General features: G+C 58.1%; 1 protein-coding gene. It reads right to left on the bottom strand.

Features of this window, described 5'->3' with window-relative positions:
- Positions 1–155: 155 nt before the first annotated feature.
- The coding region (locus ACH2EH_RS07810; RefSeq protein WP_395140510.1) for an efflux RND transporter permease subunit at positions 156–1,890 on the bottom strand (1,735 nt) is incomplete at its 5' end.

The raw sequence follows: 1,890 nt of genomic DNA, 5'->3' as shown, positions 1-1,890 counted from the left end.
AATACGTGGCATCAGACTTTCCTTTTTTCCTTGTAGCTGTGGATATTAACTGTGGACATACAACCTTACCTGGTGAAGGTACATAAACTCCAGCCCTTGGCTCAGAAGGCAACTTTCTTAGACAGACGAACCAATCCTATGGATAAAACGACACTTTAGTCATAAGTTTTTAGTGACAAGCTGCGTCCTCGGCGTAAGACGACATAGAGTAGAGGGGCAAGCACGAGAGTGAATAGAGTGGAGCAGGTCAGGCCGCCTATCACAGCCACCGCAAGCGGCTTTTGAAGCTGCGCCCCCGCGCCGATTCCCAGTGCGAGCGGAACCAGTCCTAGGAGTGCTGTGAGTGTGGTCATTAGGATCGGACGCAAGCGGCGCTCTCCTGCCAGAATGACAGCCTCTTCCGGTGAGAGCCCTTCGGATTCCGCGTGCTGCGCCTGATCGAGGAGCAGAATCCCGTTTTTTACGACGATTCCCACAAGCATTACCGCCCCCATGAGGGAGCTGACATTGAGTGGTGTGTTTGTTATCCAGAGCCCGAGGGCCACTCCAAACAGCGCCAACGGCAGGATCAAGAGAATCGTCACCGGGGCTGTGAAGCTCTTAAATTGGAAAACCATCACGGCAAAGACGAGCAAAACAGCAAGCGCGAGAACCTGCATTAAGTTGGCAAACGAAGCCTGCTGACTCTGGTACTGCCCGGCAAGGACATAAGTCACTCCGACAGGTAGTGGCTCGCGACGCATCGCCGCGCTGATATCGCGCATGACGCTTCCTAGGTCGCGGCCCTCAAGCTGAGCGGTGACCGCCAGCATTCGCCTCTGGTCCTCACGGGTGATCTCACTGGTTCCTGGAACGGCAGCCAGCGTTGCAAGCGAGGAGAGGGGGACATACGCCCCTAAAGGTGTCTTGATGAGAGTCGCGCCAAAACCTGCGGCATCGGAGCGGAGCGCTTCTGGATAGCGCACGCGCACCCCAACCTGACGATCTCCCTGAAGGAGCTTAGTGGCCTCGATACCGAAGAGCGCATCACCAACCTGCTCACTAACGTCACTGACACTCAGCCCGGCCCGGCCTGCCAGAAGCGGGTTCACGCGCGCCGTTAGCTCCGGCCCCGATTCGACCACACCAGATTTCATGTCCGCAACGCCGCTTACTTTGGCTAGCTTCTCGGCAAGTGCTGCCCCTGTCTCTTCGAGCTGCTTCTGGTCTTCTCCAAAGAGCTTTATCTCGACGGGCTCGGGCGCACCTGCGAGATCTCCAATAAGATCCTGGAGAACTTCGACAAACTCCACCTCAATGCCGGGAACGTCCTCCGCGATCTTGCCACGTACTTCTTCGATGACGGCTTCGATATCGCGCCGCTTGCCGGACTTGAGCACCACCGCAAAGTCGCCCGTATTGGGCTCGGTGATGAAAAAGCCTAGCTCTGTGCCGGTGCGCCGTGAGTAGGACTTTACCTCAGGGGTTGTTGTGAGGATCGCTTCGATCTTCTTGAGGAGCCTATCGCTCTCGGCAAGCGAGGTACCTGGTGCCGTGACGTAATCAAGGATGAAGGCCCCCTCGTCCATTGTGGGCATGAACCCCGTGCCAAGGCGCGTCCCGAAGAAGACCGTCCCGCCGAGCGCCAGCACCGCGCAAACAGGCAGGAGCCAGATACGCTGCCGTAGACAGCTGCGCAGAATCTGCTCGTAGAGCCGTAAGACCTTCTCAAAGAGCCTGCCGTGCTCGCGCTGGCCGACGCGGGTCTTGAGAAACGCGGCGCATAGGCTCGGGCTGACGGTCAGAGCCAGGGCGAGAGAGACCAAGAGGGCAATGGTAAGGGTGACGGCCAGCGCGGTGAAGAACGCCCCCGCAACACCCGTGACGAGCGTGAGCGGGAGAAAGACAACC

The organism is Armatimonas sp. (assembly GCF_043760365.1).
Classification (GTDB): domain Bacteria; phylum Armatimonadota; class Armatimonadia; order Armatimonadales; family Armatimonadaceae; genus Armatimonas.
Note: the sequence above shows the minus strand (reverse complement) of the source record. Positions and strands in the feature narration are given on the sequence as shown.